The sequence below is a fragment of the Streptomyces sp. NBC_00083 genome (genome assembly GCF_026343295.1).
Taxonomy (GTDB): domain Bacteria; phylum Actinomycetota; class Actinomycetes; order Streptomycetales; family Streptomycetaceae; genus Streptomyces.
In genome coordinates this window covers 286,404-313,297 of sequence record NZ_JAPELY010000005.1, presented here as the reverse complement: position 1 = coordinate 313,297, position 26,894 = coordinate 286,404, and the positions used below count along the sequence as shown (strand labels likewise).

The 26,894-nt window shown below is 74.4% G+C and carries 20 protein-coding genes; 4 read left to right on the top strand and 16 right to left on the bottom strand.

Features of this window, described 5'->3' with window-relative positions:
* Nucleotides 1-3: 3 nt before the first annotated feature.
* The 12 genes from OOJ98_RS34040 to OOJ98_RS33985 all read right to left on the bottom strand — a co-directional run bounded on the left by OOJ98_RS34040 (nucleotide 4) and on the right by OOJ98_RS33985 (nucleotide 12,989).
* Entirely contained in the window at nucleotides 4-573 is a 570-nt protein-coding gene (locus OOJ98_RS34040) for a phage tail protein (protein WP_267058997.1), read from the bottom strand.
* Nucleotides 570-2,516, bottom strand: a complete 1,947-nt coding sequence (locus OOJ98_RS34035; protein WP_267058996.1) for a putative baseplate assembly protein — start codon at nucleotides 2,514-2,516, stop codon at nucleotides 570-572. The genes OOJ98_RS34040 and OOJ98_RS34035 overlap by 4 nt, the downstream gene beginning before the upstream one ends.
* Entirely contained in the window at nucleotides 2,516-2,956 is a 441-nt protein-coding gene (locus tag OOJ98_RS34030) for a GPW/gp25 family protein (protein WP_120722519.1), read from the bottom strand. The genes OOJ98_RS34035 and OOJ98_RS34030 overlap by 1 nt, the downstream gene beginning before the upstream one ends.
* A 10-nt stretch (nucleotides 2,957-2,966) precedes the next feature.
* A complete protein-coding gene (locus OOJ98_RS34025; protein WP_267058995.1) occupies nucleotides 2,967-4,901 on the bottom strand; it encodes a VgrG-related protein in 1,935 nt (644 codons plus the stop codon).
* Nucleotides 4,898-5,623, bottom strand: a complete 726-nt coding sequence (locus tag OOJ98_RS34020) for a LysM peptidoglycan-binding domain-containing protein (protein WP_267058994.1) — start codon at nucleotides 5,621-5,623, stop codon at nucleotides 4,898-4,900. Before OOJ98_RS34020 ends, OOJ98_RS34025 begins: the two co-directional genes overlap by 4 nt.
* A 2-nt stretch (nucleotides 5,624-5,625) precedes the next feature.
* Nucleotides 5,626-6,063, bottom strand: a complete 438-nt coding sequence (locus OOJ98_RS34015) for a phage tail protein (protein ID WP_267058993.1) — start codon at nucleotides 6,061-6,063, stop codon at nucleotides 5,626-5,628.
* 47 nt (nucleotides 6,064-6,110) lie between these two features.
* Nucleotides 6,111-9,743, bottom strand: coding sequence for a hypothetical protein (locus OOJ98_RS34010; RefSeq protein ID WP_267058992.1), 3,633 nt, complete (start codon nucleotides 9,741-9,743; stop codon nucleotides 6,111-6,113).
* A gap of 6 nt (nucleotides 9,744-9,749) precedes the next feature.
* Nucleotides 9,750-9,908 (bottom strand): DUF6760 family protein, encoded by a 159-nt coding sequence (locus OOJ98_RS34005; protein ID WP_162952566.1) that lies wholly within the window; start codon nucleotides 9,906-9,908, stop codon nucleotides 9,750-9,752.
* Nucleotides 9,905-10,372, bottom strand: a complete 468-nt coding sequence (locus OOJ98_RS34000) for a hypothetical protein (RefSeq protein ID WP_267058991.1) — start codon at nucleotides 10,370-10,372, stop codon at nucleotides 9,905-9,907. Before OOJ98_RS34000 ends, OOJ98_RS34005 begins: the two co-directional genes overlap by 4 nt.
* The gene (locus OOJ98_RS33995; RefSeq protein ID WP_267058990.1) at nucleotides 10,372-10,815 is read right to left on the bottom strand and encodes a phage tail protein; all 444 of its coding nucleotides are present in this window, start codon (nucleotides 10,813-10,815) and stop codon (nucleotides 10,372-10,374) included. Before OOJ98_RS33995 ends, OOJ98_RS34000 begins: the two co-directional genes overlap by 1 nt.
* Nucleotides 10,816-10,872: 57 nt before the next feature.
* Nucleotides 10,873-12,453 (bottom strand): phage tail sheath subtilisin-like domain-containing protein, encoded by a 1,581-nt coding sequence (locus OOJ98_RS33990; protein ID WP_267058989.1) that lies wholly within the window; start codon nucleotides 12,451-12,453, stop codon nucleotides 10,873-10,875.
* Nucleotides 12,454-12,833: 380 nt separating this feature from the next.
* Complete coding sequence (locus tag OOJ98_RS33985) at nucleotides 12,834-12,989, bottom strand: hypothetical protein (RefSeq protein ID WP_267058988.1); 156 nt, start codon at nucleotides 12,987-12,989, stop codon at nucleotides 12,834-12,836.
* Between the two features lie 470 nt (nucleotides 12,990-13,459).
* Here OOJ98_RS33985 and OOJ98_RS33980 point away from each other — a divergent pair, with 470 nt between their 5' ends.
* The 3 genes from OOJ98_RS33980 to OOJ98_RS33970 all read left to right on the top strand — a co-directional run bounded on the left by OOJ98_RS33980 (nucleotide 13,460) and on the right by OOJ98_RS33970 (nucleotide 20,159).
* Entirely contained in the window at nucleotides 13,460-16,903 is a 3,444-nt protein-coding gene (locus tag OOJ98_RS33980; protein WP_267058987.1) for a BTAD domain-containing putative transcriptional regulator, read from the top strand.
* A 50-nt stretch (nucleotides 16,904-16,953) separates the two neighbouring features.
* Entirely contained in the window at nucleotides 16,954-18,513 is a 1,560-nt protein-coding gene (locus OOJ98_RS33975) for a peptidoglycan-binding domain-containing protein (protein ID WP_267058986.1), read from the top strand.
* Nucleotides 18,514-18,743: 230 nt separating this feature from the next.
* The gene (locus OOJ98_RS33970) at nucleotides 18,744-20,159 is read left to right on the top strand and encodes a hypothetical protein (protein WP_267058985.1); all 1,416 of its coding nucleotides are present in this window, start codon (nucleotides 18,744-18,746) and stop codon (nucleotides 20,157-20,159) included.
* Between the two features lie 755 nt (nucleotides 20,160-20,914).
* Here the strand turns inward: OOJ98_RS33970 and OOJ98_RS33965 are convergent.
* The 4 genes from OOJ98_RS33965 to metG all read right to left on the bottom strand — a co-directional run bounded on the left by OOJ98_RS33965 (nucleotide 20,915) and on the right by metG (nucleotide 26,064).
* A complete protein-coding gene (locus tag OOJ98_RS33965) occupies nucleotides 20,915-22,909 on the bottom strand; it encodes an ATP-binding protein (protein WP_267058984.1) in 1,995 nt (664 codons plus the stop codon).
* The gene (locus OOJ98_RS33960; protein ID WP_267058983.1) at nucleotides 22,906-23,538 is read right to left on the bottom strand and encodes a DUF4255 domain-containing protein; all 633 of its coding nucleotides are present in this window, start codon (nucleotides 23,536-23,538) and stop codon (nucleotides 22,906-22,908) included. The genes OOJ98_RS33965 and OOJ98_RS33960 overlap by 4 nt, the downstream gene beginning before the upstream one ends.
* A 69-nt stretch (nucleotides 23,539-23,607) precedes the next feature.
* Nucleotides 23,608-24,285: a response regulator transcription factor gene (locus tag OOJ98_RS33955; RefSeq protein ID WP_267058982.1), complete on the bottom strand. Its 678-nt coding sequence runs from the start codon at nucleotides 24,283-24,285 to the stop codon at nucleotides 23,608-23,610.
* Between the two features lie 198 nt (nucleotides 24,286-24,483).
* Nucleotides 24,484-26,064, bottom strand: a complete 1,581-nt coding sequence (metG, locus tag OOJ98_RS33950) for a methionine--tRNA ligase (RefSeq protein WP_267058981.1) — start codon at nucleotides 26,062-26,064, stop codon at nucleotides 24,484-24,486.
* A 167-nt stretch (nucleotides 26,065-26,231) separates the two neighbouring features.
* Between metG and OOJ98_RS33945 the strand changes: the two genes are divergently transcribed.
* Nucleotides 26,232-26,885 (top strand): response regulator transcription factor, encoded by a 654-nt coding sequence (locus tag OOJ98_RS33945; protein WP_267059098.1) that lies wholly within the window; start codon nucleotides 26,232-26,234, stop codon nucleotides 26,883-26,885.
* Nucleotides 26,886-26,894 lie beyond the last annotated feature (9 nt).

Below are 26,894 nucleotides of genomic sequence, written 5' to 3'. Positions count from 1 at the left end.
AGGTCAGTTCCCTTCGGGAGTGGAGGTCGTGCCGGCGGATACCTCGGCCGTGAAAGGGAGGTGCGCGGGGCGGGCCGCCGCCACCACCGCCTGGAGGCGGTAGGGGTCGACGGTGGACGGGTCGGCGACGGTGAGGGTCACCCGGAGCGAGGCCCGGGTCTCGCCGGGGAACGGGCCGAGCGGGCGGGCCGACCAGGACGCCCCGCCGCTCTCGGTGATCTCGGGGCGCACCCCGAAGGCCTGCTCGACGGCGCGGGACAGGCCGAGCGCGGTGCCCCGCACCCGGTGCAGCGAGACCGCGGTGGCCACGGCGTGCCGGCGCAGCTCAAGGGTTTCGGTGCCGTCGAGTTCCGTGCCCACCCAGCTGGTGAGCCAGTCCACGAAGTCCTCGGGCGCGAGCGCCGGGTCGAAGTAGGCCTCCAGGCAGTCGAGCACGTTGAACAGCGGGGCCAGCACCACGTCGAGGCCCTCGACGAACCGCTGCGCGAAGTCGTCGTCCGCGTACACCGCGGGCAGCTGGGTGCCCAGCGGATGGGAGGACGCCAGGTCGTCGACGGAGCCGCGCGCGCTCATCGGGCCTCGATGACACGGACACGGTGGTCGAAGGGGAACAGGAGCGCCGAGGGGGACAGCTCGATGCGGTCCGTCGCGTCGCCCCTGCGCCCGGTCAGCGGGTCCGCCGGGTGCAGCAGGACCTCGTCGACCAGCTCGACGCCCGGGACGCGCTGGAGCGCCGCGAAGATCTCGCCCGCGCGCAGTGGCCGGCCGAAGGGCCAGCCCGTGCCGTGGGCGCCGCCGGTCAGCGGGTCCAGGTAGGAGTACAGCGCGTTGAGCGCCTCGTCGCGTACGTAGTCCGCCTTGGCGGCGCGGAACGAGTGCAGCGTCGCCACCACGGTGACGCCCTGGTAGAACGGCGGGCCCACCGCGAGGCGGGTGCCGAGCGGGCGGCGCTCGTCGAGGAACGAGGTGACCCGCCCCAACAGCTCGTCGCCGGGCACCAGTTGCTCGAAGCGCAGCCGGCCGCCCCGGTCGGGCACGGCCTGCGGGACGACGAGGACACGGACCGCGTTGTCGCCCGATTCGACGTCGTCCGCCGCGAGGCAGGCGATGCGCGCGGTCTCGGGGGCGGCACGCCGGGCCAGCTCCTCGTAGTCGCGTGCGGTCACGGCGCGTTCCTGGGCGCGCAGCGCGATCGGCGCCCGCGTCTTGGCCTCCTCGACGGTCTCGCCGTCGACGCCGCCGCGCGCGGCCTCCCGGTTCTCCACGCGGGAGATGTACGGGATGGAGCTGCGCAGCACCTGGATGGCGCCGCGGGCCACATTGCCGGAGCGGCCGCCGCCGGTGCCGTAGCGGGAGGCGCGGATGGCGGCGCCCTTGATGGGGACGGCGCCGAACTGCCGGACGGTGCCGTCGGGTTGGCGCACGGCGGGGCCGAAGGCTATCTCGCCGGTGGCCGCGTCCAGGGTGAAGTGCCGGTCGAAGGGGGCCGAGGAGGCGAAGTCGCCCACCATCTCCCACTCCTCCCAGCCCTCGCCCGCCGAGATCTCCAGGCGTACGCCGCCGACGACGGGCGCGTGCACGAGCATGAGCCGCTGTCCGGGTACGCCCTCGGAGTCGCCGAGCGACTCGTCGCGCACCGACTCCGCGTGCGAGACGCGGGTGGTGCCGCCGATGGTGAAGGCGGAGGCGCCGCGCACGGTCGGCGAGACGCTGTAGAACGGCTGGCCGGGCGCGGCCTCCACGACCCGGCAGCGCAGCCAGCCCGCGTCGAGACCGCCCATCCGGGAGACGGCGTGCGCGGCCGGCATGTGCAGGATGACCTCACCGGGGCGGTTGAGGCCGCCGGTGGAGTCCTCGGCGACCTCGCACTCGCTCCAGCCGTCGGCCGTCCACGCCTCCCACACCAGCGGGGGCTGGCGCGGGTCGACGCCGACACCGTCGACGCGGCTCTCCAGGCGCAGCGCGGCGGTGCAGTGCGGCAGCGCCGCCGACAGGCCGAAGAGCAGCACGTCGCCGGGGAGCGGGCCGGAGCTGAACACCGACACGTCGGTGCCGCCGAGCACGTCCTGCGAGCAGTCCTCCGGCTTGGACGCGGCGGGCTGGCGCAGCACGTGGGAGAGGCTGCACGGCACGATCGTCAGATCGTCCTCGGAGGCGAAGACCACCGCCTCCTCGGTCTCGGTGCGGCCGGTGGCGACCTCGGTGCCCCGGGGCAGCACGACCGGCTCCGGCTGCGGCGCCGAGAGCCAGAACGTCACCGCCGCGCGCGCCGCCGACGGCGGGAACAGGGTGACGCCCAGCAGGTCGAGGAAGGCCAGCTGGTTCTTCTCGGGCACGCGGTTGAGGCGGTACACGACCTGGTCGGCCATGTGCGCGACGGCCTCGATCAGGGTGACACCCGGGTCGGAGACGTTGTGGTCGCTCCATTCCGGGCAGCGCTGCTGGATGTAGCGCTTGGCGTCGTCGACGAACTGCTGGAAGCGGCGGTCGTCGAGGTGGGGTGCGGGCAGGGCCATCAGTGTCGTTCGCTTTCGCCGGCCGTCGGGCCTGGCTCGTCGCCGCCCTCGGAGGGAATCACATAGAAGGGGAAGACGAGGCTGCGCGGGTTGTTGGTGCCCCGCACCGAGTAGCGCACGTCGATGTGGAGCACGGTCGGCTCGTCGGGCGCCGGAGTCACCGTGACGTCCTCGACCTCGATCCGGGGCTCCCAGCGGTCCAGCGAGGTGCGCACCTCGTAGCGGATGCGCCCGGCGGTGGCGTCGTTGACGGGCGCGAACACCAAGTCGTGGACGGCACAGCCGAATTCGGGGCGCATCGGCCGCTCGCCCGGCGCCGTCGCGAGGACCAGACGCATGGACTCCTCGATCTCGCGGTCGCGCCGGGCCAGGGCGATGCCGCCGCCCGGCTCGGTGCGCATCGGGAAGGCCCAGCCGGCCCCGACGAAATGTTCGCTCATCTCGACTCTCCTAGAGGACCGGCATGCCGTTGGCCAGCGGCATGCCCGCGGGGGTGTTCAGGAGCAGGCCACCCAGACCGTTCAGGATGACGGTGCCGCCGTTGATCGTGGTGTTGGCGACCGCGTTGAGGACCACTTCGCCCAGCGCGTCCACCGTCACCACGCCGCCCGCGAGGACGGACGCCTCGCCACCGGCCTTCGCGGTGAACTCGCCCCCCGCGTCGATGTTGACGCCCATACCCGCGCCGATCTCGATGGCGCCGCCCGCCCTCATGTTGATCATTCCGCCGGCCTTCAGGGACAGGTCGGCGCCCGCATCGATGTCGACGGACCGGTTGCCCTTGATCTCGACGCTGCCGTTGCTGTTGATGGTGATCGAGGTCTGCGCCTCGTTCATCTGGATGTGCAGCCGGCCCTTGCCGGTGCGCAGCCGGATGCCGCTCGACATCCGCGCGGCGCCGCCCTCTTCGAGGATCTCGACGGTGTGCCCGCTGCGGCCGGTCAGGGAGCGCCAGTTGATCTGCCCGCTCGTCGGGTCGACGGCCGGGTAGTTGTCGGGTTCGCGGGTGTGCTTGTCGACGCCGTTGTAGAGCCCCGCGATGACGTACGGGTGCTCCAGGGAGCCGCGGTCGAAGGCGCACAGCACCTCGTCGTTGACCTCGGGCAGCAGCAGCCCGCCGCCGTCGCGGCCGCCGAACTGGGCGACCCGGCACCAGTCGCTCTCGTACGTGGCGGACAGCCACGGGAACGACAGCCTGACCCGGCCCATGCGCAGCGGGTCCTTGGTGTTGGTGACGAGCGCGACCGCGACGCCCGGCATCGGGGGCGCCTGGTCGGTGCCGCCCGCGGCGAGCCCGTACAGCGAACGGAACTGGCGGCCCGAGACGGTCAGCCAGGTCGTGTACAGGTCGCCGGAGGCGAAGACGTGACGGACGCCGGTCGCGGTGTACTTGCCCTCGAAGGGGAAGCCCGCGCCCTTGACGGCGATGGGGGTGCCCGGCGTGAGCGCGGGGTTGCCGGTGACGGCGACCTCCAGCTCGGCGAAGGCGCCCGTCACGTCGTCGGCGAGGGCCTGCGCGGCGTGCGTGACCTGGGACAGGGTGGTGTACGGGACCTGGGTGGCGGTGAGTTCGGAGGCGCCGAAGGGCAGCGTCACCTGGCCCGGGGTCATGTCGGCGTCGATGTCCTTGCTCTTGACCGCGGGCTGCGGCGACTGGAGCTTCTGCCGGGTGCGCATGTCCCAGCCGCGCACGTTGACCTTCCGGACCTGTCCGGCCGCCGTCATCGTGGCCCGGCTGTGCAGGTTGTTCGCGCCGAAGTCCAGGACGTACGGGCTCTGCGCGGCCGGGGTGGTGTCGGAGGGGGCGCCCGAAGCCGGGTCGAGGCCCGCGAAGTTGAGCTTGCCCATGTTGTCGAAGGACAGGCGCACGTCGTTCTCGGCGGCCAGCCGCGACAGGAAGTCCCAGTCGGTGATGTTGGGCTGGGTCGCCAGGTCGTACACCGTGGACGTCGACTCGATCTTGCCGATCTTGAGGCCGTTCTGTCCGGCGACGCGGCGCACGATGTCGGAGGCCGTCATGTTCGGGTAGCCCTCGACGCGGCGGTTGCGCAGCAGGCGGTGACCGGGGTCGTAGCCGCGCACCAGCAGGTGGCGGCCCACGCCGGGCTCGGAGTCCACTTCCAGGCCGGTGACCTCGCCGGTCATCAGCGGCTCGCCGCGCCTGCCGTCGGTGAACGGGCTGATGATCACCTTCGCCCCGATCTTCAGCATCGGGAACTTCTTGGTGATCTTGCTGTCGCCGTCGCTGAACGTGAGCTGGAAGGCGGCCGGCACGTTGACCGAGGAGTCCACCCAGCCCTCGACGAGCCGCAGCGCGAGGGGGTCGGGGAGTACGGTGCCGCCCAGCTGGACGTGCAGGACGGTGGTGAAGGTCTTCTCGGTCACGGGGTTTCCTCCGAGGACGCGGGCAGCAGCAGCTCGGTGCCGGGGCGCAGCCGCATCGGATCGTCGATCTCGTTGGCCTCGGCGATGACGCGCCACTGGGTGGCGTCGCCGTACTCGCGCCACGCGAGGGAGGCCAGGGTGTCCCCGGCGACCGTGCGGTGCACGCGGCGCGCCGAGAGGGCGCCCGATGTGGGGTTCTGGCGCTTGGTCTCGCTGGCGACCTCGGTCAGCGCGAGGCTGCAGGTGGCGCGCAGGGGAGTGCCGTTGGGGCTGAACAGGGTGTAGTTGGCGCTGACACTGGTGACGTACGCGACGAACTGGACCGTCGAGAACGAACCCCAGCTGAACTCCACCCACGGCGGGGACGGCGCCTTCGCGCTGATGCTCTGCGAGGTCACCTCGCAGCACGAGAGCAGCAGCTCCACCTGGCTCTGCACGGTGTTGGAGCTGGGCGTGCCCGAGGCGTCGAGGAACACCTCCAGCTGGAGCGAGGCCGGCATCGCGCCGGTGAACTTCGGCGGCGCGCCCCGGTTGTAGGAGACGGCGGGCATGGTGATCCAGTTGGCGGACCGGCCCATCTGCACCTGCGACGGGTTGAACTGGAACTTGACCTCGCCGAGCTTTCCGCCCATGGAGCCGCCCAGGTCGGTGGGCGGCTGGTGGATGGCGAGGGTGGCACGGGAGAGGCCCTTGGCGGCCTTGCCTCCGACGGGAGCGGCCATGCTCACGCACCTCCCGCGTCGGTGAAGCCGTGGTGGGCGATCTCCAGGGTCTCGGTGGCCACGCTCGGGCTCGCCGGATCCAGGCTCGGGCCCGTCCAGCGCACCGGAAGCACCTCGACCAGACCCCACTGCGCGACGATCGAACCGTCGGCGCGCAGCGCCGCGATCTGCGCCGTGGGCCGGGTGATGCCGGTGGCGAGCGAGGAGATCCAGGAGGCGACCTTGGAGGTGTCGGCGGTCAGCGGCCGGGTCAGCCGGATCGTGGAGAACGTGACCCGGGTGGGCAGCTGCCACACGAACCCGTTGTTGCCGCCCTCCTGGCGCTGTTCCACCTCGACCTCGGAGGCGAGACCGTCGCAGCCGTTGAACAGGCCGAGGTTCTGGCCGTCGATGGTCAGCTTGAAGAAGACGGTGGAGCCGGGGTCAAGGGTGGTGGGCATGGGGTGGTCTTCCGTCGGTGGGAGTGGTTACGGGCAGGTCGTGCGGGTCAGCGGTCGCGCAGCCGCCCGATCCGTTCGCGGTCGCCGCGCAGTTCGGCGCGGAGCAGACGCGAGAGCGGCGCGACGAGCCGCCGTGCCAACGCGTCGAGATCGGTGGGCTGTTGGGGCTCCTCGGCGGGTTCCGCCGCGGTGGCCGCTGCGGAGGTCTGGGTGGCGGTGCGCACGGCCGGCGGGTCCGCCTGCCGCTGTACGGGGGCGGCGAACGCCGGCGCGGGCTGCGGCGGCGTCGGGGCGGGCAGGGGGTGCGCACGGCGTACGGGGACGACGGGGGGCGTGTCCTGTGCGGGGGCGCGTTGCACCGAGCGCTGCACCATCCCGAGGGGCGCGGCGGGACCGCGCAGCGGCACCACCGGACGGCTGTCGTCGGTGGCGGGCGCCGCCTGCCTGAGCGGCGCGGGCGCGGGTGCGGCGCCCACGGGGCCCGGTGTGTCCTGGTGCCGGGTGGTGAGCGGCCGGGCGGAGGCGAGCGGCGGCCCAGCGATCTCCATGCGCTGGAGCGGGGCGGGCCCGGGGAGGCGCACCTTGCGCAGCGGGGTGGGCGGCGCGGCGGCCCGCTGGACGGCGGGTGCGGGTGCGGGTGCGGGTGCCGGTGCCGGTGCCGGGGCGGGGGCAGCGGCGGGGGCCGGTGCCGCGGGGGCCGGGGCGGGCATGGGTGTGGTCGCCGGACCCGGGGTGATGGGCGCGCCGATCAGCGGCCTGCGCCGGGGCGCGTCCGGAGCGGTGCTCTGCACCCGGCTGACCCGCCGCACGACGGGCTTGCGCTGGACGGGCGGAGCGGGGGCCGGCGCCGGTGCTGCCGGGATGTCGACGGGCACGGCCGGCGCGGGGGCGGGCGCCCGCACCGGCGCGGGCCGGACCGTGCCGACGGGGTCGAGCTGATAGGAGGGCCGCACCGGACGGGGCGCGGACGTGAGCGAGCGCGGAGTGGCGGCCCGCTGAACGGGCAGCGGACGCCCGGCGGTCGGCGGGGTGGGTTCCGCGAGCGCGCGCTGTACGGAGGGACCCGGCTGCGCGGGACCGCGCTCACCGAGGGTGCCGCGCACCGGCAGCGCGGAGCCGCCCTCGGAACCCGGCACGGAAGGCGCCGCCGCACCGGGCCGGCTCGGCGGGGTGACCGCGGCCCGCCGCACCTCGGGAGCCGCCCCGGATGCGACCCCGGGCGCTTCCGCCGAGCGGGGACCCGCGGGGCCGGCCGACGGCGCGGCGGCACTCGGCGCGACCCCGGGCGCACCCTGATGAGCCTCGGCTGGGGAAGCAACGGCGCGCTGTACAGCCGGAGTTGAGGGTGCCGAGCCGGACGCGGCCGGTGCGGCCGGACTGCCGCCCGCTCGCGGCGCCTCGCCCTGGCGGGGTGCCTGGCCGCCGGGGGCCGTCGCGGCGCGCCGGATGGGGGCGCCGATGGGGCTGGTCCGCGTGGGCGGCGCGGGGGTGGCGCTCGCCGGGCCCCGCGCGGGGGCGGCGGCGCGCTGCACGGACGGCACGTCGGGCGCGGCGGCGGGACTCGGCTCCGTACCGGAGTTGCTCACCGGCTCGATCGCCCGCCCAATGGCCCGCTCCACGGGCGGAGTTGACGCCGAAGGCGCCGGGCTGTCGCGCCGGTCGGAGGACGCGGCCGATCGCTGCACGGGCGGGGTCGCGGCGGAGCTGCCCGGCGCGGTGCCGGGCGCGGCGGACGTCCGGGGGCGCTCGGCCGGACCGGGCGGCGTCGCACCGGGGGCGGCCGGGGTGGTGGCGGGGCCGCGCGGAGGCGTCGCGGACCGCCGCACGACGGGCGGCGTGCCGGGGGTGCCCGGGGCGGGCGGGGTGTCGGCCGGGCGGTTCGGGGGCGTGGCCGACCGCTGGACGGCGGGGCCCGTGCCGGGCGGGGCCGGGGTGTGGGCCGTGCCGGCCGGGGGCGTGGCGGGCCGCTGTACGGCGGCCGGAGTGCCGGGGCCGGCCGGGGTGTCGGCCGGGCGGTTCGGGGGCGTGGCCGACCGTTGCACGGCGGGGCCCGTGCCGGGCGCGGCCGGGCCGGCCGGAGGGGCGGCCGGTCGCTGCGCGGCGGGCGGCGCCCCGGGGCCGGTGTTGGCCGGGCGGTTCGCAGGCGTGGCGGATCGCTGGACCGCGGGCGAAGTGCCGGGCGCGCCCTGGGCGGTGCCGGGCCCGGCCGGGGGCGCGGCGGGCGGCGTGCCGGGGCCGGCGGGGGTGTTCGCCGGCCCGGCCGACGGCGCGGCGGAGCGCTGCACGGCGGGCGAAGTGCCACTGGTGGCAGGGGTGTTGGACGCGGCGGGGCGAGGCGTGGCGGAGCGCTGGACCGCGGGGGCCGTGCGGGGCGCGGCCGGGGGGTTGGGCGCGGCGGGCCGCTGCACGGCGGGCCGGGTGCCGGGGGCGCCCGGGGTGATGGCCGCAGGCGTGGTCGGCCGCTGGACGACGGGCGGGGTGCCGGGGGCGGCCGGGGCGTTCGGAGCGGTGGCGGACCGCTGCACGGCAGGGGGTGTGGCGGGCCCGGTCGAAGGGGCGGTGGCCGATCGCCGCACGGCGGGGGGTGTTCCCGGCCTCGCCGGGCCGGCCGGAGGCGTGGTGGCGGACCGCTGCACGGCAGGAGGTGCGACGGGTCCCGTCGACGGGGTGGCGGCCGATCGCTGCACCGCGGGCGGCGTTCCCGGTCCCGCCGGGCCGGCCGGAGACGGCGTGGCGGAGCGCTGTGCGGTCGGCGGATGTCCGGGCGTACCCGGGGTGTTGACGGTGGCGTCCGGGGCCGTGGCGGTGCGCCGCGCGACCGGTGGCGTGCCGGGCGTGCCCGGGGTGGTCGGCACGGCCGGGGTGGTCGCCGGGCCCTGCTGCGGCGCGGCGGAACGCCGAGCCGCGGGAGCCGTACCGGGCGCCGTCGGCGGCTCAACAGCACGTTGGACAGCGGGAGTTGGGGTGGCTTCCGGGGCTGCCGCACTCGGGGTCGCCGCGCGCGGCGGTGTGGCCGCGGGTGCGGCCGAGCGCTGTACGGCAACCGGCGCGGCACCCGGCGCGGAACCCGGACCGCCGGCCGGCGGGCTCACGGGCGTCGCGGAGCGCTGCACCGCGGCCGGCCCGGGACCCCGTACCGGACCCGGCCCGCTCGCCGCCGGGCTCGCGGGAGCGGCCGATCGCTGTACGGCACCCGCCCCCGCACCCTGTGAGGCACCCGGCCCCGCACCCTGTGAGGCCCGCGGCGCGGAGCCCGGCCACGCGGGGCCGGAGTCCGTGCCGGTACCCGCGTCCGCGTCGGACGGGGCCTCGGGCGTGCGGCCCGCCACCGGCAGGCGCAGCAGCGGAAGGGGCAGTTCGGAGGGGCGGCCCGCGACCGGGGTCACCGCGTTGTGGAGGACGCCGTGCGGCGCCGAGGGCGACACGGCGTGCGTGAGGGGGCGGACGACCGAGAGGTCCTGGTGCGCGGCGAGGGTCGCGCCGAAGCCGGCCTCCGCCGTGAGGCGGGGCGCGGCCAGGGCACGCTGGATCGCGGGCGCGGCGGCCCACCCGCCGTCACCCCGGGCGGGTGACGGCGACGGAGACGGCTCCGACGACGCGGACGGCGTCGCCGCCGCGTCGAGGGCCGCGGCCCCGCCGGCCTCGGCCGGCCGGTTACGCCGGCGCTTGAACAGGGCCATCCCCCGTCACCGCTCCCCTTCGCCTTGTTCCACTAGTGCCGCCACCCGCCGTACGTACGCCCGCCGGTCCGCATGCTCCAGATCGAGGATGGAGTCCATGTCCCAGTGGAAGTGGTAGGCCAGGTACGCGGTCTCCTCCTCGATCCGGTCGGCCGCGTACGTCACGATTCCCCCAGGCGGCTCCCGGCCAGCTCGACCTCGAACGACTGCTCGCAGTGCGGGCACGCGACGGCCGCACGGGTGTGGCCCTCCGCGTTGATCTGCCGGTAGAAGTCCTGGAGGAAGGCCAGGTCGGAGGCGAACATGTTCTCCACCGTGCCGTCGTGGACATCACCGAGCGTGCCGAGCCGGGTGATGACCCGGCCCAGCAGGACCACCGACAGGTACGCCGGGTTCTCGCGGACCCGTACGTCCCGCAGCGGGACCAGCTCGTCGCGGGCCGTGGCGAGCCGCATCGCGCCGTGCCGGTGCACGGTGCCCGACCCGTCGACGTACCCGCGGGGCAGCTCGAACTCGAACTCGGTGCGCAGGGTTTCCCGCGCGCCCGTCGCCGGGCCCGTGCCCGGGGCGGACGGAGCCTCGGCTCCGGGGAGCGCCCCGCCGGGGATTCCAGGACCTTCGCGGCGCATTACTCGATGACCAGCTCTTCGAAGGTGATGGAGACCTGCTCGGTCATGGCGGACGCGTCGCCGGCCTTGACCGCGCTGATCTCGACCTTGTTGCACCAGGCGTTGCGCAGGTGGTAGCGCTTCACCGGGTTGTCCTGGTAGTCCATCATGATGATCGAGGCGTTCTTGCGCGCCGAGCCCATGTTCCCGTCGATGGACTCCTTGATCCACTCCGAGAACGTGGCGGACTGCGTGGCACCGCGGGTCACGGTGCACTCGCCGGCCTTCTTCACGCCGGGCAGCTTCTTGATGATCGGCTTGCCGTCGGCCGAGACCTGCTGGTACTCGATGACGTCCTGCTCCATCGAGAGGCTGCTGACCTCCTGCAGGTACTCGACCATGACGCCGTCGATCTGCAGGCCGAAGTTGTGTGTGGTGAGCGCATCACCGGGCTGAAGCGACATGCTGGGTTACTCCTGTTCGTGCGAAATCGGCTGGGGGTGCTGCGAGTTGGCGGGGTCCTACTCCTCCAGCTCGCCGCCGCCGCCCGAGAACTGGGCGAGCCGGAACACGACGAACTCGGCGGGCTTGACGGGCGCGATGCCGATCTCGCAGACCACGCGGCCGAGGTCGACCGACTCCGGCGGGTTGGTCTCCTCGTCGCACTTCACGTAGAAGGCGTCCTCGGCGCGCTGGCCGAACAGGGCGCCGTTGCGCCACTCGTTGACGAGGAACGCGGAGATGTTGCGGCGGATGCGGGCCCACAGCGCCTGGTCGTTCGGCTCGAACACCACCCACTGGGTGCCGATCAGGATCGACTCCTCCAGGTAGTTGAAGTAGCGCCGCACGTTCAGGTAGCGCCACGCCGGGTCGGAGGCGAGGGTACGGGCGCCCCAGACGCGGATGCCGCGGCCCGGGAAGGCGCGGATGCAGTTGACGCCGACCGGGTTGAGCAGGTCCTGCTCACCGCGGGTGATCTGGAGCTCCAGGTCGACGGCGCCGCGCACGATCTCGTTGGCCGGGGCCTTGTGCACACCGCGCTCGGAGTCGTTGCGCGCCCAGATGCCGGCCATGTGGCCCGACGGCGGCATCAGGCGGGTCTGGCCCGTGGACGGGTCGAACGACTTGATCCAGGGGTAGTACAGGGCGGCGTAGCGCGAGTCGTAACCGGCGCCCTCCATCCGCCACTTGCGGATGTCACGGGCGTTGAGTCCGGGCGGCGGGTCGAGGACGGCCATGCGGTCGCCCATCAGCTCGCAGTGCGCGACCAGACCGAGCTGGACGGCCTTGACCTGCTCCATGTCGATCATGCCCTGCTGGTACGCGGCCATCAGGTCGGGGACCGCGACCATGTTGATCTCGTCGAAGGCCTCCAGGCCGCCGAAGCCGGTGCGGTCGGCGGAGTCGCCGATGAACTGGCCGGACTCCAGGCGGGCGACGGTGCCGCCGGTGGGTGCGGGCGCGGGGGCGGCGACCGGCGGGGCCAGGGTGACGGCCTGCGCGTCCGGCTTCGCCAGCTGACCGCCGGCCACGGCCTCCTCGACGGAGATCGTCTTGGAGCGCTGCTTGACCTGGGTGACGACGAAGTTGCGCGCCGACTTCTTCGCGCTGACGTCGAAGTTCTCGACGACGCTCTCGCCGTCCTTGACGACCAGCTTGAAGCGGTCGCCGTTGCCCTCGCCCTCGGCGTCCTGCACCTCGACGGTGAGCGGGCCGCCGCCGGTGCCGGCCGAGATCGCGGACACCTTGAACGTGCCGAGCGCCACGGCCTCGCCGGCGGTGATCGCCTGCGGGGCGGGGGCGGCGGCCTGCTGCGAGGACCGGCCCGGCCCGTCCTCGGAGCCGCCGACCCGCACGACGTAGGCGGCGGTGCCGCCGTTGTTGAAGAAGCCGTAGACGGAGTGCGCCAGGTAGTACCCGTCCGTGAACTCACCGAACTCGGCGACGTACTGCGACCAGTTGGTCACCAGCGTCGGCTCGTTGAGCGGTCCGACGGGCGCGAGCCCGACGAAGGCGGCCACCGAGGTGCCGACCCCTTCGATGGGGCGGGATCCGCTGGCGACTTCCTCGACGTAGACGCCGGGGGACAGGTAGTTGGGCACGGGAAGCTGCTCCTTGTTGCTGGATTACCTGGATGACGGAGGTGTCGGCTGGCGCCCGGAGGCGGACGGGCTGTGCTGTGCGCGGGGAGGACGACTCATCCCGCATCCGAACTGCACACGGTGTCTGTCCCGCCCCCGAAAACGCTGCTACCGGCCCATTACCGTTCCAGCCTCCCGCGGCACGGCCCCCGCGGGGAGGGGAGAAGGTGCGTGGGCGAGGGCAGCACGAGTTGCCCTTCCGGTCATCGGCGGGCGTTCTCCCGGCCGGATGGGGTACGAGAAGGGGTTCCGCGCCCGGCGCCCGTCCGGCACCGCGCCCGGCGCCCCGTCCGGCACCGCACCCGGTGCGCACGGGAGCGGCCGCGTACCGCGGCGCGGGGTCAGCCCTCGGTCGCCGTGTCGGTCGCCGTACCGCTCTCCTCCGGCGACGCGGGACGGCCGGTGCTCAGCCGGTTCGCCTCGCGGACCTTCTCCAACAGCTCTTCCCTTCGCCTGGCGTCCTCGGCCGCCTGGTCGTCCGCCCTGCTCCCGCTCATGCACGTACCCCCTGGGCTCCTCTGCCGGCTGTCCCGCGCTGTCCGGGCCGGTGAGCGTGCGGTAGCTGTCCGTTCATCCAGCAGCGTGCTCCCGGACGGACGGACTGGCCAGGGGGTGGCGCCCGTCGAAGAGGGAGTGGCATGAACTCGCCCCGAGGGCGGTGCGGCTGTTTTCGCCGGTTCCGCGGCGCGGCACGCTCCCACCGGCGGCCGCCTCGCGATTCTTGGTGCGCCCCGGAGGGAACGCAGGAGACGCGAGGCCCGTCTTGGGGGCAGGGAGGGTGCCCTTTTGACCGGTTACCCAAGGGATACAGGGGCAGTTCAAGCCAACTCCCTGTGCGATACATGTGCTGATGCGGGCCCCTGGGCGGTCCTGGCGTAGCGTTCCGGTGACCGGACGAACAGGATCCGGGGGCCGAAAGGGCAGACGTCGGGGGACGATTCGGCCGGACGACTGAGAGGGCGACGGCGTGGCGGTATCCGGCGGAACGAGCGAGGGCGGCATACCCGGCGGTGTGGGCAGCGCCGTCGGCGTCGCCGGCGGGCTGCGGTTCCGCATGCTCGGGACCGTCGAGGGCGACCTCGACGGCCGGCCCCTGCGGCTCGGACCACCCCAGCAGCGGGCCCTGCTCGCCGTTCTCCTGCTGCGCGAGGGCCGCCCGGTCTCCATGCCGGAGCTGCTCGACGCGATCTGGGGTGAGCGGCTGCCCCCGCGCGGCGTCGGCACCCTGCGCACCTACGTCTCGCGCCTGCGCACCCTCCTGGAGCCGGGCCGTCCCTCGCGCACCCCGGCCAGGCTCCTGGTGTCGGCGGACGACGGCTACGCGCTGCGGGTCCCCGCCGCGGCTCTCGACACCGTTGTCTTCGAGACGCGGCTCGCCGAGGCGGCCCGGCTGCGCGGCGCGGGCGACACCGAAGCCGCCCACCGCGAGCTGACCGGCGCGCTCGCCCTGTGGGGCGGCAGCCCGCTCGCCGGTCTGCCGGGTCCGCACGCCGAGCGCGAACGCGACCGGCTCACCGAGCTGTGGCTCTCGGCCCGCGAGGACCACTTCCACGGCGCGCTCGCCCTCGACCGCCACGCCGCCACGATCGCCTCGCTCCGCGCGTTCGCCGCCGAACACCCGCTGCGCGAACGCACCCAGGCCCTGCTGATGCTGGCGCTGCACCGGGCCGGCCGGCAGGCCGACGCGTTCGCCGTGTACGAGGCGACCCGGCGCACCCTGGACGCCGAACTCGGCGTGCCGCCGGGCCCCGAACTCACCGCCCTGCACACCCGCCTCCTGACCCGCCCCCCGCGCGGCCACCGCCCGTCGGGCACCCCCGGTTCGGCGGGCGGGCTGCGGCCGGGCGCCCCCCGCGTGCCCGAGGGGGCCCGCGCGGCGCGCACGCCGCCCCGCGCGCTCGGCGGCCCCGGCGCACCCCGCTCGGCCGGGGAGGCGCGCCGGGCCGGGGAGGACCACTCGTCGGGCGCTCCCCGTCGGCAGGATGCGCCCCTGCCGTCGGAGGGGACCCGCCCTGGGTCCCGTACGCCCCTGCCGCCGCCAGGCGGGGCCGTGCCCCAAGAGCCCATCCCCGCATGGGAGTTCCGCCGGTCCGCCGCACCCCGCCCTGCCGCCGCGCCCCGCCAGGACGCCGCATCCCGCCCGGCCGGCGCCCCCGGCCCCGTGGACGTCGCGGAGGACGGGCAGCGGGGCGTTCACCCCCGGCCCTCTCAACTGCCGCCCGCCATCGCGGACTTCACCGGCCGGGTCGGGTTCCTCGGGGAGGTGTCCGACCTGTTGCAGGAGGCCTCCGACGGGCGGTTCACCGGGGTCGGGGTGCTCACCGGGCTCGGTGGTGTCGGCAAGAGCGCCCTCGCCGTGCGGGCGGGGCACCGCATGCGCAGGGCCTTCCCCGACGGGCAGCTCTACGTCGATCTGCGCGGCAGCGACGCCGAGCCCGCCGACAGCGCGGACGTCCTCGCCCACCTGCTCCACTCGCTCGGCGTCGCCGAGGAGGCCGTGCCCGACGACGTCGCCCAGCGCGGCGCCCTGTACCGCTCGCTGCTCGCCGGGCGCCACGTCCTCGTGCTGCTCGACAACGCGCACGACACCGCACAGCTGAGGCCGCTGCTGCCCGGCACCCCGGGCAGCGCCGTCCTCGTCACCAGCCGTACCCGCATCGTGGGCCTGCCCGGCGCGCGGATCGTCGACGTGGAGGCGATGAGCGAGCAGGACGCGCTGAGCATGCTCGAAACGATCGTGGGCGCGGAGCGGGTGCGCGCCGAACCCGAGGCGGCCCGCCGGCTCGTCGCGTCCTGCGGCCGGCTGCCGCTCGCCGTGCGCATCGCGGCGTCCCGGCTCACCGCCCGCTCCGACTGGGCGGTGGCCGACCTGACGGCCCGGCTGCGCGACGAGCGCCACCGCCTCGACGAACTGGAGGCCGACGGGCTCGGCGTCGACGCCGCGTTCCGGCTCAGCTACGAGGGGCTCGCCGGGCCCGCCGCGCGCGCCTTCCGGCTCACCGCCGCCGCGGCCGTGCCGGTCTTCGGCCGGGCCACCGCCGCCGCCCTGCTCGACGCCGACGAGTACGCCGCGGAGGAGGCCCTGGAGGCGCTGGTCGACGCCGGTCTCCTGGAGGCCTGCGGGGTGGACCGCTACCGCTTCCACGACCTGGTGCGGATCTTCGCCCGGCGCGTGCTCGACGCCTCGCCCGACGCGGCCGAGCGCCCGGCCGCCCAGCGCAGGCTCCTCGACCACGTCCTGGCGACCGTCCGCAACACCGTGCGCTGTCTGCGCCCGCTGAGCCGCGTCCCCGACCTGCTGTACGCCCCGCAGGCGCCCGGGTACCGCCCGGCCGACGCCGAGGCCGCGCGGGCCTGGCTCCAGGAGTCGCACCAGCTGATCCGGGACACCGCCGAGCAGGCCCTGGGCAAGGGCCCGTGGGAGGAGCTGGGCGCCGACGCGCTGCGCCCGGCCGTCGACCTCCTCACCGGCTGGGCCCACCTCGTGCTCGGCACCGCGCGGCGCGGTGAACTCCACGGCCCGGCCCGCCTCGCCCTGTCGGTGGCGCACCGCCACGGCGACTCCCGCTCGGCGGGCCGTGCGCTACGCCTGATCGCCGTCGTACCGCAGCAGAACGGCGACACCTACCGCCGCATCGAGCGCACCCTGCGCGAAGCCCTGCGGTGTGCGGCGCTCGCCTGCGACCCGCTGACCGAGGCGGAGGCGGCGCACGAACTGGCCGTGATCCTCGCGGCGATGGGGCGCCCCGCCGACGCGCTGCCCCTGTTCGAGCAGGCGTACGCGCGCTTCGTGGAGCTGGGCAGCAAGGGCGAGGCGGTGCGGGTGCTCGCCCATGTGGTGCGCGCCCACATGCTGCTCGGCCACAAGGAGCGCGCCGAGTCCGCCGCCAGTGAAGTGCTGCGCACTGCGCGGGAGTTGGGCGACCGGGGTACGCTCGGACATGTGCTGTACCAGATCGGCTGCGCGTTGCTCGCGGGCGGCCGGCCGGTGCGGGCCGCGGCCCATCTGCGCGAATCGCGCCAGCACCACCAGTGGGTCGGCGACCTGCGGTGGGAGGCGATGGCGTGGGCACGGCTGGCGCACTGCGCGCTGGCGAGGGAGCGGCCCGGTGAGGCCGCGGCCTGCGCCACGCAGGCGCTGTCCATCGAGGGCGACCTCGGTGACCCGTTCTGCCGGGGCCTCGCGCTCGCGGCCCGCGGCCGTGCGCTGCTCGCCCTCGGCGAGACACCGGCGCTCTCCGCGCTGGCCTCGCTGCGCACCGCGCACCGGCTGCTCAGCACGCGCGGCGCCGCGGAGGCCGACGAGCTGACGTCGCTGCTGCGGGCGGTGCCGCCGGTGCCGGGGCAGCCGTCGGGCCCGCGGGGCAGCGTGAGCGGCGGGGCCACGAGTGCAGCCAGGGCTGCCCTCTGACAGAGCCTTTAGGGCAGGGCGGCGCGGGGTGCGCGCCCTAGCCTTCCCCCATGACCATGTGGACGTCTCTGGACCCGGCCGCCGTCGCCGTCGATCCCGGTGGGCGGGCCACCGCACGGCTGCGCGTGCGCAACACCGGGGACACCGTCGAGGAGTACCGCCTCTCGGTCGTCGGCGCCCCCGCGGGCTGGGCCCGGGTGGAGCCCGACACCCTGCGCCTGTACCCCGGGAGCGAGGGTGTCGCCGAGATCTCCTTCGCGCCGCCGCGCTCCCCGGACGCCCTGGCGGGCCCGGCGTCGTACGGCATCCGCGTGGAGCCCCGCGAGCACCCCGGCGCACGGGACGTCCTCGAAGGCCAGGTCACCGTCGCGCCGTTCAGCGAGGTGCGCGCCGAACTGCTGCCTTCGGTGCTGGTGGGCCGCTTCGGCGCGCGGGCCTCGGTCGCCGTCGACAACATCGGCAACACCGCGCTCACGGCGTCCCTGACGCTGCGCGACGAGGCCAACCGGCTCACCTGCGAGATGGCGCCCAACTCCGTCCAGGTGGCCCCCGGGCGGGCCGCGTTCGTGAAGCTGAACATCCGGCCCCAGCGGATCCGCTGGACCGGCGGCACCGAACACCACCGGGTGACGGTCGCGGTGCGCCGCTCCGGCGACGACACCACCGTCGACCTCAACGGCACCTACGAGCAGCGTGCGGTGGTGCCGCGCTGGATGCTCGTCGTGGGCAGCGCGGCGGTCGCGGCGTCGGTGGCGTTCGTGATGCTGTGGCTCGGCTTCCAGCCGAAGGTCACCACCGCGACCGGCGAGATGCAGTCCGGCTCCGGCGCACAGGCCGTGCCGCAGGGCGCCGAGGCGCCGCTGCCGCCGGCCCCCTCGTCGGCGCCGCCCGCCGTGCCGCCCGGAGCCCCGGCCCCGGCCGGCGACGGCTCGGGCGGCGGCGCCGGTGGCGGTGACGCCTCGCAGGTCGGCGGCGGCCCGCCGGTCCCGCCGCCCGCGCCGAAGACGGCGCCCAAGGCGGCTGCCGACGCCCCCGTCGGCCCCGTCTGGGACATGGGCTACAAGCCGGACGCCATCGTCACGTACGCGCAGTACCGGCTGGCCACGCTCGGCAACGAGTGCGCCCTGAAGGCCGGCTGGACCGCCGCGGTCATCGACCAGGCCACCCAGACCTCGCTCGCCTGCTACCAGCGGCACGTCATGGCCGACCAGAAGTCCAGCCGCCAGCTGACGCTGACCGACAAGAAGTACGGCACCCTCGGCCGGGCCACCCTCACCTCGATGTGGGCACAGGGCATCCGCCCGGAGGACGTGACGAGCGGCGCGAACAACTTCAAGGTCAGGATGCTCGCGGCCTCCCTGTGGTGGGCCAACCAGTCGTCGATCTCCGACGTCGACCTCGACCGTGACCGCGGCTACGCCAACCAGGGCATCGCCTACTTCAAGGACCCGGGCAAGGGCGAGCCGATGAAGGCGGACGGCGGTCTCACGTCGGCGGTCAAGGAGTACCAGCGGAACGTCGGCCTCAAGGTGACCGGCGTCGCCGACTCCAAGACCCTCAACTGGCTGGTCGGCGGCGCGGTCAAGGAGCCCGGCAAGGTGGGCCGTTAGCGGGCGCGTTAGCGGGCGTTAGGCCCTGCTGATCGCGGCCTGCGAGGCTGGCCGCGTACAAGGACCCCCGGGCGGTTGTTCCCCCGCGACCGCCCGGGTTCGATCTTCTCCGGCGCCCCCCGCCGTGGGGCGTCCGACGAGCTGCCATGGCCGCTCGGGCAGCCAGTCCTGCCCCCGGAACTGCCCCTTCCGTCCCTGTACTTCACCACCGGGGCCACTTAACTCATGGGGTGAGTATGTGGACTGCCCTGGAGCCCCCCGCCACCACCGTCGCACCCGGTGACAGCGCCGTCGTACGACTGCGGGTGCGCAATACCGGGGACACCGTCGAGGAGTACCGGCTCTCTCCGGTCGGTGACCCCGCCGGCTGGGCGAGTGTCGAGCCGGCCGTGCTGCGGCTCTACCCCGGGGCGGAGGGAACCGCCGACATCACCTTCGCGCCACCGCGCACTCCGGACGCCGTCGCGGGCCCGAACCCGTTCGGCATCCGGGTCGAGCCGCGCGAGCACCCCGGGGGCGCCGACGTCGTCGAGGGCCGGCTCACGATCGGCCCGTACGCCGAACTCCGTGCGGAGCTGGTGCCGCGCACCCTCCGCGGCCGGCGCCGCACGCGTGGCCGGGTGGCCGTCGACAACCTCGGCAACCAGCCGCTGACCGCGTCCTTCTCCACCCGCGACAACGGCGACGCCATCACGGTGGAGGCGCTGCCCACCGCGGTCCAGGTCGACCCCGGCCGGGCCGGCTTCGCCGAGGTGCAGCTGACCGCGACCAATGTGAGCTGGTTCGGCGGGGTGCGTCAGCACCCGTTCACCGTCTCGGTCCTGAGGTCCGGCGAGCCCACGCCGAGCGAGCTGCGCGGCACGTTCGTACAGCCGTCGGTCTTCCCGGGCTGGTTCCTCGCGGTCGGCTCGCTCCTGCTGGCGCTCGCCGTGGCGTTCGCGGTGTTCTGGTTCCAGCACGACATCGGCGTCAAGAGCCAGGCCTCCGAGCAGGCGGCCGCCCGCGAGGAACCCCTCCCGCAGGGCTCCAAGGCGCCGCTGCCCTCCGCCCCGGCCTCCCCGTCGAAGGCGCCCGACCCGCCGTCCTCGGCTCCCTCGGCGCAGCCTCCCCAGCAGCAGCCCAAGCCGCAGCCCGGCGGGGCCAAGCCGGGGGGTGGCGGCGGGCCGAAGAAGCCGCAGTACGACCCGAACAAGCTGGTACGCATCCAGTCCGGGCTCGGGAAGTACCTGACCACGGCCACGGACCAGAAGCCCGAAGGCCGGTACGTCTACACCTGGGACGAGATCGACAACAACCCCACGTGGGACCAGTACTGGTACGTGCGGCCGCTGCCGAAGAACGAGTTCGCCTTCAGCTCCTCGACCGAGAAGTGGGCTGTCGCCGACAACACGCGTGAGGGCAACCAGGTGCAGATGTGGGGGGCGTCCGGGGGTGAGGCGAGCCTGACCACCGGTCAGATGACGGCCAACCAGAAGTGGGCGATCGAGCCGATCGAGGGGGCGGACGGGTTCGTCCGGCTGATCACGAAGGACGGGGGCTGGTGTCTGTCCGACCTGTCCCCCAACGACAAGGTGATGCAGGTCGCGGAGGTCCGCCCCTGCGGAGCCCTCCCGGCCGACCAACAACGCTGGCGCGTAGTCAACTAGCCCCTTTCCGTGCCGGGTGCCCTATGTCTTTAGGGGCGCAGGGCTGTGCCTTTTGCGCGGGCTGCGGCTCCGGGTGCCCTACAGGGGCGCGGGGCTGCGCCGTTTGCGCGGCTCCGCCGCGGTGGGCGCGGGTGTGCCGCTCGGTGCCGGGTGCCCTACGTCTTTAGGGGCGCGGGGAACTGCGCGAGACGCGGGCACGGTCCGCAGGCGAAGGCGGGGTTCCTGGGGCTCCGCCCCAGACCCCGGGAGGCCCCACCCCGCCCCTTCCCGAAACCCTCCGGGGGTTATGGAACGGGCTGAGGTACAGGCCCCTGGGGCTCCGCCCCAGACCCCGTTCGCGCCTGAAGGGCGCTCGTCCTCAAACGCCGGACCGGCTGAGGGGGCGCTCGTCCTCAAACTCCCCCAAGGCCTTATGGGCCAGGGGGACCCCCATGACGGGCTGAAGATGCTCATGCCGCCCGGCACCGAGTAGTCAGGGGCGCGGGGAACTGCGCGAGACGCGAGCACGGTCCGCAGACGAACGATCGCGGGGCCGGGGGCACGGCCCCCGCCCGAGCGGCCGGGTTGGGGAGACGGGCCCCGCCCGAGCGGCCGGGTTGGGGGCACGGGCCGCGCCCGGAAACGGGGCCGGGGGCACGGCCCCGGCCCGAGCGGCCGTGTTGGGGAGACGGGCCCCTGCCCGAGCGGCCGGGTCGGGGGCACGGGCCCCGTCCCGGGCGGCCGGGGCGGGGCCGCGGGCGGGAGTGGGGGCGGGGTCAGGGGGTCCAGGCGGTGCCGGTGCCGGGGACGAGGCGGCCGGATTTGACGTACTCCCGGCGCGCCCCGACCCGGACGTCCCCCGGGGACACCGCATCCCCCCGCCCCGCAGCCAAATACCCCGCCGTGACCGCCGCGGAGCGAATCGCCCCGCCCGCAAGCTCGAACTCCTTCGCGCAGAGGTCGAGCTCCGCCCCGAGCCCCGGCTCCTGCGGCACCCCCGCGAGGCAGCTGCGCCACAGCTGGGCGCGGAGCTCCACGTCGGGGAACGGGAAGTCCACGACCAGGTCGAGCCGGCGCGTGAAGGCCTCGTCGATGTTGGCCCGCAGGTTGGTCGTGAGGACCGCGATGCCGTCGAACGCCTCCAGCCGCTGGAGCAGATACGCACTCTCCAGGTTCGCGTACCGGTCGTGCGAGCTCTTGACCTCCGACCGCTTCCCGAACACCGCGTCCGCCTCGTCGAAGAGCAGCACCGAGTCCGTCCGGTCCGCCTCCGCGAAGATCTTCTCCAGGTTCTTCTCGGTCTCGCCGACGTACTTGTCGACCACGGACGACAGGTCCACCACGTACATGTCCAGGCCCAGCTCGCCCGCCACGACCTCCGCCGCGAGCGTCTTGCCCGTACCGGAGTCGCCCGCGAACAGTGCGACGACGCCCCGCCCGCGCCCGCCGCCGGTACGGAGCCGCCACTCGCCGAGCACCCGGTCGCGGTGCCGGGCCCGCCCGGCCAGCTCCCGCAGCATCCCGAGCGGCTCGTCCGGCAGCACCAGGTCCGTGAAGCCGACGGCCGGCCGCACCCGGCGCGCGTGCCGGTCGAGCAGCGGCGCCGACAGGAGCCGGGCGCTGCGCTGCACATGGCCGAGACCCACCGGCACCCCTTCGAACCCGGCGAGCGCGAGCGCCCCCCGCGCGGCCCGCCGCACCTGCCCGGCGCCGAGCCGGTACGGTCCGACCGCCTCCGCCAAGTCGCCCTCGTACGTGGGGAGTTCCTCGCTCCACGCCGTCAGCGGGTCGGTCTCGGCGGCCGTGTCGTCCAGGGCCAGGAGCGCGGCGCCCGGCGCCCACGTCGGGTCGTACGGCTGGGTCCCGGCGAACACCACCGTCACGTCCGGCGCCGCCAGCTCGCGCACCAGCGGCCCCGGCTGCTCGTCCGGCAGCTCCACGACCACCGCCGTGCCCGCCCCGCGCAGCCGCGCCTCGCGCAGCAGCGCGCGGGCCGCCGCGTGGTCGGCGTGCTCGGGGCGGTGGCGCAGCACCGCGCGGCCCGCGCCGCGCAGAGCGAGGGTCACCGCGTCCGCGCCGCTGCCCGCCCGCCGCTCGCGCAGATGGACGGCGACGGGCCGCCCGGCCAGCGCGATCCGCGCCGCGACCCCGTCGCCGGGACCGGCCTCGCCCGGCGCCAGCAACTCCACGCCCGCGTGGCCGAGTTGGCCGTCCAGCGTGTCGTCGCCCAGGAGGTGGGCCACCACGCGCTCCGGGACGCGCAGCGCCCGGCCCGGCAGCGGGCGCTCCTCGTCCTCCAGGGTCACCAGGCCCTTGGCGACCAGCGGCGCGGCCGGGTGGAACCGCCCGCGCGCCTCGGGGTCGTACGGTCCCGTCCCGGCGAGTTCCAGGGCGAGGGCCACCGAGGCGCGGCGGCGGCCCACGTCGTCGTTGAGGTAGCCGTACAGCACCTCGAAGCGCCGATCGACGTCGGGCGCGAGCGCGGCGAGCAGGAGCAGCGCGTCGAGTTCGGTCAGGTCGAAGTCGCCGCACAGGCGTGCCAGCCGGTCGGCCGGGTCCGGGGCCGACTCCTGGGTGGGCAGGGCGGGTTCGGCCGGGGCGTGCGGCAGTGGCCCCGCCGCCAGGCGGGCCGCCGTGTCCGGCGAGACGTACAGGCCGCGCAACGGGTCCTGGGCCGTCGGGTCGTCGGCGGAGCGGGACTCCACCAGCGCCGCGACCGCGACCCGGAGCTCTTCGAGGCGGAGCAGCAGCGCGCGGGCGGCGTCCTTCACCGGGTGCCCCCGTCCCGGTTGGTGCGCATCATGCGCGGCTTGGCGTCGGCGGGCACGCCGTCGCGTCCGCGCACGCTGATCACGCCCTCGGTGACCGGCGGCGCGACGTCGTACACCGGCGTGACCGGGAACGGCGTCGTGATGACCACGTCGAGCGATGGCTTCAGCTCGCCGCCGAGCGCCGACCAGATGTCGGCGAGCGAACGCGACTCGGCGGGCGGCACCGCCACCGACAGCGGAATGCTGACGCTGTACGGCTCCAGGACCGGTGGCACGTACTCGTCGGGCAGCATCTCGTGCGGCAGCAGACACGCCAACGCGCCCGACAGCAGCCGGTGTTCGTCCTCGGGGCGGCTCGTCCACGCCGTGAGGAGGTAGGAGAGGCGGTACCAGCGCGGCGGCTGGCGCCTGCGCAGCACCACGCCGTTGGCGTCCCGCTCCGCGATCGAGCCGCGTTCGCGACGGGCCACGTCCTCGCGGATGTCGTACAGATAGGCGTTGAGAGTGGGGGTGTTGCGCCGGGCCGCCCAGTCACGGGTGGGCGCCTCGAAGACGACGTCCCCCGTTCCGTCGGGCAGTGCCCCGCCGCGCAGGATGCGCCGCAGCGCCTCGTCTATTTCGTGGATCATGGAGCCAATTTCCCAAATCGGTGGGCATCGCGGGGCGGCCGGGACGGGTGGAGCACCGCCGTCCGGATGCTAGATGTAGCCCTCGCGCAGCGCGTAGGCCACCGCGTGCGCGCGGTTGGTGAGCTGGAGGCGGGTCATCAGGGCGTGCAGGATGTTCTTGACGGTGCGCTCCGAGTAGGCGAGCTTCTCGGAGATCTGGCGGGTGTCGAGGCCTTCGGCGACCAGACGCAGCACATCGACCTCGCGCGGCGCCATGCCGAACAGGGGGGCCGCCGAGGAGGATCCGGCCGACGCGGAGGTGGTCTCGGAGCGGCGGAGCCGTCCGACCTGGACGAGCAGTCGGCTGATGAGGTCGGGCGGCAGCTCGCCCTCGCCGCGCGCCGCGCTGTGCACGGCCTTCAACAGGCGCTGCTCGGTGGCCTGGTGGCGCCACAGGATGGCCCGCACGCCGTACTCGACGACGGTCAGGAGGTCGGGTTCGCGCAGCTCGCGGGCGATGAGCACCACGCGCTGCTCGCCGCCGCGCACGACGCGGCGCAGCTCCGCGGAGGCCGAGTCGTCGACCTGGTCGACGAGCATCACGGCGACGGTGGGGTCGGCCGTCCGTCCGTCACCGTCGCGCGGATCACGCGTCTCGCGCAGGACCTCGACGGTGGGCTGGTGCTGCAGATGACTGATGACTCCGGCCCGGCTCAGCGGATCGGAGGCGTGAACGGTCACCGTGACACGATTCGCGAGCAATGGCATTCCCTGTCCTTTCCTTCCCCGTGCGTACCGACCGGCACAGTCTGGTCGGGCCCGATCAACAGCGAATCAACAACGGTTGAATGGGCCACCGATCCGGTCAGGCGTGGACGGAAACGGCAGAGAACGGGGTGCGGGGCGCCACGCGAGGGGGGCGGAGAGGGGTCTCGCGGGCGCCCCGACCGGAAGGGACGGGTCCGCTCAGGCGGGCTTCTCCTCCAGGCGCGGGAAGAGCACCGCGCCCTTGGTGACCTTCACGCCGGGCGGCAACGTGCCCCAGACGCCCGCGTCCTGGACCCGCTGTCCGGCGAGCGCACCGAGCGGGGTCTCGGCGCCGAGCGAGTCCCACAGCTGCTGCGAGGTGTCCGGCATCACCGGGTTGAGCAGGACCGCGACGCCGCGCAGCGCCTCGGCCGCGGTGTACAGGATCGTCGCGAGGCGCGCCCGGCCCTCGGCGGATTCGTCCTTGGCGACCTTCCACGGCTCCTGCTCCGTGAGATAGCCGTTGACCTGCTTCACGAAGTCGAAGACGGCCAGGATGCCGCCCTGGAAGTCGAGTTCGTCCCCGATGCGCCGGTCGGCCTCGGCGACCGCCCGGACGAGCCCGTCCTTGACGGCCTGTTCCGCGTCCGCGTCGGCGGCCGGCGCGGGCAGCTCGCCGCCGAAGTACTTGCCGACCATCGCCGCGACGCGCGACGCCAGGTTGCCGTAGTCGTTGGCGAGTTCGGAGGTGTAGCGGGCGGTGAAGTCCTCCCAGGAGAACGAGCCGTCCTGGCCGAAGGCGATGGCCCGCAGGAAGTACCAGCGGTAGGCGTCCACACCGAAGTGCGAGGTGAGGTCCTGCGGCTTGATGCCGGTCAGATTGGACTTCGACATCTTCTCGCCGCCGACCATCAGCCAGCCGTTCGCCGCGACCCTCCCCGGCACCGGAAGGCCGTTGGCCATCAGCATCGCGGGCCAGATGATCGCGTGGAAGCGCAGGATGTCCTTGCCGACGAGGTGCACGTCGGCCGGGAAGATCTCCTCGAAGCGGGCCTGGTCGGCGCCGTAGCCGACCGCCGTCGCATAGTTGAGCAGCGCGTCCACCCACACGTAGATGACGTGCTGGGGGTCCCACGGCACGGGCACGCCCCAGTCGAACGTCGACCGGGAGATGGACAGGTCCTGGAGGCCCTGCTTCACGAAGTTGAGCACCTCGTTGCGGGCCGACTCGGGCTGGATGAAGCCGGGGTTCGCCGCGTAGAACTCCAGGAGCTTCGGGCCGTACTCGCTCAGCTTGAAGAAGTAGTTCTCCTCCTTGAGGAGCTCCACCGGCTTCTTGTGGATGGCGCACAGGTCGGCGCCGTCCTCGCCCTTGACCAGGTCGCCGGGAAGCTTGTACTCCTCGCAGCCCACGCAGTACGGGCCCTCGTAGCCGCCCTTGTAGATCTCGTCCTTGTCGTACAGGTCCTGCACGAACTCCTGCACCCGGTCCGTATGCCGCTTCTGCGTGGTCCGGATGAAGTCGTCGTTGGCGATGTTCAGGTGCTCCCACAGCGGCTGCCACGCCTCGCCGACGAGCTTGTCGCACCATTCCTGCGGGGTGACGCCGTTCGCCTCGGCCGTCCGCATGATCTTCTGACCGTGCTCGTCCGTCCCCGTCAGGTACCAGACCTTCTCGCCGCGCTGGCGGTGCCAGCGGGTGAGCACGTCACCGGCGACGGTGGTGTAGGCGTGGCCCAGGTGCGGGGCGTCGTTGACGTAGTAGATGGGCGTCGAAACGTAGTACGTCGGCGAAGGCATGCACTGAATCCTATCCGCCGGGGTGCGGGCACCCGCCCGGGATGTCCGGATGCCGGATGCCCCGGACGGCCGCCGACGCGCGGCGGAGAGGTTTGCGAAACACCCCTTGTCGTAACAAGGACGCATCCTGGGACGGAAGGGGGCACGTGCACACGAAGGACGAGAACATGCGGGTACTGGTCGCCGAGGACGAGGAGGTCCTCGCCGAGCTCGTCGCCACCGGTCTGCGGCGGGCCGGCTTCGCCGTGGACACGGTCTACAGCGGGGACGCGGCCCTCGCCTACCTGGGTCTGCACGACTACGACGTGGTGGTGCTCGACCGCGACCTGCCCCGGGTGCACGGCGACGAGGTCGCCCGCCGTCTGGTCGCCGACGCCTCCCGCACCCGGATCCTCATGCTCACCGCGTCCGCGTCGACGGACGACCGGGTGGAGGGCCTCGACCTGGGCGCCGACGACTACCTGGGCAAGCCCTTCGAATTCCCCGAGCTGGTCTCGCGGGTGCGGGCCCTGCGCCGGCGCAGCGCCCGCCCGGTGCCGCCGGTCCTCGAACGGCATGGCCTGTGCCTGGACACCGTGCGGCGCACCGCGCACCGCGAGGGCCAGGAGCTCGACCTCACGCCCAAGGAGTTCGCCGTGCTCCAGATCCTGCTGGAGGCGGACGGCGGCGCCGTCTCCGCCGAGGAGCTCCTGGAGCGCGCCTGGGACGCCAACGCCGACCCGTTCACGGGCGCGGTGCGCGTCGCCATGAGCAAGCTGCGCGCCAAGCTCGGCGAGCCCGCCCTCATCCGTACGGTCCAAGGGGTCGGGTACGCCCTGTGATCAGGACCC